This is a genomic window from Rhizobium sp. CBN3 (genome assembly GCF_030518245.1).
GTDB classification, from domain to species: domain Bacteria; phylum Pseudomonadota; class Alphaproteobacteria; order Rhizobiales; family Rhizobiaceae; genus Rhizobium; species Rhizobium aethiopicum_A.
Window position 1 is genome coordinate 1 of the sequence record NZ_JAULSE010000060.1, and the last position, 5,056, is coordinate 5,056.

Annotated in this window: 2 protein-coding genes and 2 pseudogenes; 2 read left to right on the forward strand and 2 right to left on the reverse strand. The window is 56.2% G+C overall.

Annotated elements, in window-relative coordinates; translation table 11 throughout:
• Window positions 1-265 precede the first annotated feature (265 nt).
• A pseudogene (locus tag QWJ46_RS30750) lies at window positions 266-1,210 on the reverse strand (IS630 family transposase).
• A gap of 297 nt (window positions 1,211-1,507) precedes the next feature.
• Between QWJ46_RS30750 and QWJ46_RS30755 the strand changes: the two are divergent.
• Window positions 1,508-1,900 (forward strand): annotated as a pseudogene (locus QWJ46_RS30755) (GDP-mannose 4,6-dehydratase); the annotation flags it as partial.
• Between the two features lie 410 nt (window positions 1,901-2,310).
• On the opposite strand, the gene nodA reads toward QWJ46_RS30755, so the two are convergent.
• A complete protein-coding gene (nodA, locus tag QWJ46_RS30760) occupies window positions 2,311-2,898 on the reverse strand; it encodes a nodulation N-acyltransferase NodA (protein ID WP_004679687.1) in 588 nt (195 codons plus the stop codon).
• A 935-nt stretch (window positions 2,899-3,833) separates the two neighbouring features.
• Here nodA and QWJ46_RS30765 point away from each other — a divergent pair.
• A complete protein-coding gene (locus tag QWJ46_RS30765; RefSeq protein ID WP_010034735.1) occupies window positions 3,834-4,748 on the forward strand; it encodes a hypothetical protein in 915 nt (304 codons plus the stop codon).
• Window positions 4,749-5,056: the final 308 nt, after the last annotated feature.

Genomic DNA, 5,056 nt, shown 5'->3' on the forward strand with positions numbered 1-5,056 from the left:
ACGCAAATCTGACATATCGCCTTCCTTCTTTCGTTCCATCCATCGCTGAGTAAAAGGCAGGCAGCTCGCGCCGCCTCGCATGGCAATCTTCAAAACCCGTGCCATGTGGGCCGATCGAGCCAAAGGAAAGATCCTTTTGTTGGGTTTCAGAAAGTTACTCCGAACCACCACAGGAAACTGCCAAACAAACCTAATGTCGCCGATCAGACAAAGCCGACAGACGGTGTCGTGATGGCATCACTTGCACCGCTAGAGCAAATCCTGCTCAATCTGGGTCATATCCAGCGGCCTTAAGGTAGTTTGCGCATTCTGCCGCAGTGAAGCGAGGTATCAAGGCCCCGACCGCATCCCATAGAGCATCGATCTTTCGCTCGGCTCGGCCTCGCAACATGGCTTTCAGCTTCGAGAATGCGTTCTCGATTGGATTGAAGTCCGGACTATAGGGCGGCAGGAACATGAGCTTGGCGCCGGCACGTTCGATGGCATCGCGGACACCGGCTATCTTGTGTGCAGGCAGGTTATCCATAATGACGACGTCGCCGATCTCCAGGGGCGGCACCAGCACCTGTTCGACATACGCAAGGAAGACGTTGCCGTTCATCGCGCCATCGTAGACGAATGGGGCGGTCATTCCGCTGAGGCGCAACGCACCGGTGAAAGTCGTTGTTTTCCAATGGCCGTGCGGCACGCCGGCACGGCAAACGCTCACCTCGCAATGCACGTCCGCGCAGACCGTGACATCTTGGTCGAGAGGCCGGTTTCGTCGATGAAGATCAGTTTCTCCGGATCGAGGTCCAATTGACCATCGAACCAGGCGCGCCGGCGCTTCAGGACGTCCGGTCGGTCCTGCTCCAGTGCGTGTGCGGTCTTTTTTTAAAGGTCCACCCACGGCCTCGAAGCCAGGCGCCAAGTGCGCTGCGGCTGATCTTCACCTGCCGCTCGACGGACAAGCGCTCAACCATCTCATCGAGCGTCACATCCCTACGCTCGTTGATCAACGCGACAACGAATTCCTCGTGTGCATCCACTGCCGAAGGTCGTCTCCAGCTCTGTGGCAGAGCAGTTAACTCACCCTCTTTCGCTCTTCAATCCAGCGGATCGCCGTCGAAATCCCAACTCCGAAACGAGCCGCAGCCTGTCGAGCCGACATGCCCGCCGCAGACGCTTTCAAAACCCGTATTAGGAGATCATCGCTCAGGGCCTGTCCCATCATCCACCTCTCCGCTGTGGATGTTGAATCAGCTTCGGTCGCTCTCGTCACCTCACAATCGATTCATCAATCGCAGGACATGTCTAGGTCGACCGCGCGCCAGCGCGACCGCGACCATCAGCAGGACAAAGAGCTTTGAAAACAGGAGACAATCGCACATCCCTGTAGCCAAGAGAGAAATGGCGTATCGCACGGGAGACGCTGCGAGCGCCCAGGTGATAGAGCTTCGCCTTGTGGCTGAACAAGCCAACTTCGATCGCGCAGGCCCGCCGCGCCCGACAGCTGGCCAAAAACAGCGCCAGGAGCTACGACTGGGGCCACGCACGTGAGTATGTCGAGGGCATGTCGCGCATGCTGCAGCAGGACAAACCGGATGGCCACGTCTTGGCGACCGGCGAGACGACGAGTGTCGGCCAATTTCTCGAGCGGGCTTTTGCCGACGTGAACATTACTTTGGAATGGAAGGCGTCCGGCGTCGACTGGCTACGACTCCGCGTCCGGTGCCTGCCTTGTTGAAGTCGATCCTCGATACCTCCGCCCGACGGAAGTTGATCTTCTGCCGGTGATCCGACCAAGGCCCGCCAGAAGCTGGGCTGGCAACACAAGGCCCCGGTTCAGGAGCTCGTCGCCGAGATGGTGCGCGAGGATGTCAAGCACTGGAAGGCCCTGAACAGCCGGGAAGAGCTCTGAGTGTACGACTTGTCCAACAAGAAGATCTGGGTTGTCGGCCATCGCAGTATGGTCGGCAGTGCGCTTGTGCGCAGGCTCCGATGCCGTGCTCTGCGGCAGTGGCGTCAGTTAGCGGGTCGAACGAGGAGCGCGGATCGTGAACCCGCGAGCGCGCAAAAATACGGCATTAGCCGATGATGTTCATACTTCCACCAGGTGCCCGGATTGCGGTACCGAGGCTTCGGGGCATATGTTCCTGATGGTCCTGCTTGTCTCGAATATCTCACGCTTGACGTCTAAGCGTTCGCAGATCGAAAGGTGCGGGATGTGTCATCGTGTGGGTCGGTCCGTCATCGAGGGTTAAATAGACGCACCGATCACTGGGCCGCCACCGTCTCTTCGGATAACTTCAGCTATGGGACCATGCTCTTTCATAGCTCAGGGCCATTCCGCTCGATCAAGGTCCCCGATGGCCAATCACTCATTGAGCATCCTATTGGGAATACTACCAAAATTACGTTTTCACAGCGCGTCGGCGGGAGGTTGAGATAAACATCGGCAAGGGTGGATCGCACGCGTACCCCTTCCAAAACCGTCGCAAGACCATTTCGGCAGAGCCTGAGAACAAGGTTGCGCAACGCCTGCCGAACACCGCCGAACGCAAACCGAACGCCAAGTTGCTGCAGCACTGGGTAAACAATGCGCATCGAATTAATGCCGTACCCCTCAAGATCTGGACGCACGCCCCACAATCCAAGCTCGCATACGAGTAGATCGACCTCGCCAACCCGAACGAAACGACGCAACAACCCCATGTGAGCGGCCACACCGTGCGCATCATAGCCTATTACGCGAAGCTCGGGCCTAGCTCCTGACCAACTACGAGCACCTTCGAATGGAAGGGCGTTGTAAGCTCCAGTTGGCCCATAGGTCTTCCGAAAGAAATCTGCGAGCTCCGTGTGGTCAGAGAGCTCCAACTCGTTTTCCCAGCACACTTTCCACCGCACCTGAGGGCTCATACCTAAACCTCCACTTAATACTCTGTCCAGGCGTCGACAGAGCAACTACTTGATACGCACTCGTTGGGGCGCTTCTAATGGCACTGGTATAAGCTGGTGAAATCATTTGTTTGGATGGAACTCATCCGTCCAATGGATGCGTTCCAATCAATCGGCCTGCCATCGGCTGCCGACGCCAGATGAAGCGGCTGCTCCAACTTCTTCGTGAACATGCCGCCTTGTCCATCATGCTGGATCATCTTGATCAGGCATCCAGGACATTGAACTGAAAAGTTGACCATGACTGAGAGGCTCGCTACTCAGGCAGAAGCAAGCCAAAGACGTTTTCGGCGATAATCAGGCAAATTGTCGAGATCACATTAGAACCCTCGGCGGAACCGGGCTGGTCTATCCCGGCGTCGAAAGTCGTCGAACGACCCGACCTGGCGGAGGGGTTTTTTCGGAATGTTCGGTTTGCGACAGTCTGATTCCACACAAAATGGGACGCGGCGATAGGCAGCAGCATTCTCCTGTTGAATCTGAAAGGGGTTCCCCTCGCAAAACGCCCTGGTTCGCTTTGGCTATCGCAGCCCATGGACCGGCACGCTGGGTATCGGCGAAGATTGCCAGAGGACATACTTGCCTGGCGATCCCGACCTCGGGAGAAGATGATGGGTACAGGAATGGATTCCTAGATCAGTGCGTTTCCGGTGCAAGCTTTTAGGACCCCGGACACAGCAAACGCCTCCCAGGACTGGCGAGGCGGCCGCGAGATCGCAATTTTCTCCTAGATAACGGTATGAGGTGATCGTCATACCCTGGTCACCGGTTGCCGATCGTCACGCACATGGTCTGGTACAGAGCCGGCGGCGCCGATGAGCCCCCGAGGAAATACTTAGTGACTGGCACGGTTGTTGCGTCGTCTCACGAAAGACAGCCGTTAACGAGAGGTCACGATGATGGATGTATGCTCGATGGGGATGGTGTTGTGCGGTGGGTACCTTCTTGCTGCATCCGCAGGCAGACTCGGCGGCGCTGAGAATGTCTTATCTGACTCGCCTTTGTCCGCGGCTGATGTATCGAGTTTCGAGACTTTCATAGTTCGCAGCCCACCGACATCACTCAATCTGGATCCATTTTATGCCAAATATGCTGACGCAGCGGGCATACCTATTATTTCGTCAAACAAGGTTCCAGACACGGCACTATTGATCTCACGTGACATTGTCCTCTACATGTTGTCAGAACGCCGTGATGTCCGCGATGCTTTAATCCAGGCTGGAGCGCGGGTGGGCGTCATGGCAATTGACGAGACGACGACTGATATTCCCGAGCAGCGGGATTGGAAGAAGCCTCTTCCCGATGATCCACGTCTCACCCCTGACGAGCGGCGGGATTACGCCAACACGATCGGCAAGATGACTGCCCGAGACTACTGGGCACAAAGGGCGCGCGGCATGGGCGGGCTCTACACGACGGGAGCTGTGGAGAATTTGATGGGCGTGCCGGGCACGCGGTATTACGGCGGGAACATTCTTGTTCACGAATTCTCACATAATATTTTCAACGCGCTGCGCACGGTAGATCCTGATCTCGTTGCACGAGTTGAACGTGCCTATTCGCACGCCTACGAGAAAGGCCTCTGGGCGTGTTCCTATATGGAGAACAACGTCGATGAGTATTGGGCCGAGGGCACGCGATTTTGGTTCAATACGAACTTGGCTTACAGCCGAGGCAATCTCACCATTGCCACATCAGAAGATTTCGAGGCTCACGATCCAAGCCTCTATAATATCATGGCCGAAGTCTACCGCCATGACCACCACATTCTGGCGGATGTCTATTACCGGCATTCGGCGAAGTCGCAGTAATGTCCTTTGGTATTGACTGCCGGCCTCATGCTGCAATCCCGCTGGAGACCCGAACTATCGCTGATCGTCCGTAATTTGTCAGAGCCAGCCATAAATTTGAGTTTCCGTTCAATTGAAGCGCCCATGTTGTTCCCACGGGTGCATACCAAGTACTTCGTGGCCGCTGGAATTGGCTCCTTGTGCAACATCGAGACCAAATGACCTGCCACTGAATTTTCATCCGGCGGCGATTAGAGCCTCGGCGGTCTTTGAAACGCTCCCAAACGTTGGACCACCGGATGCTAGAGTTTTCCGGCTTCATTCAGGGA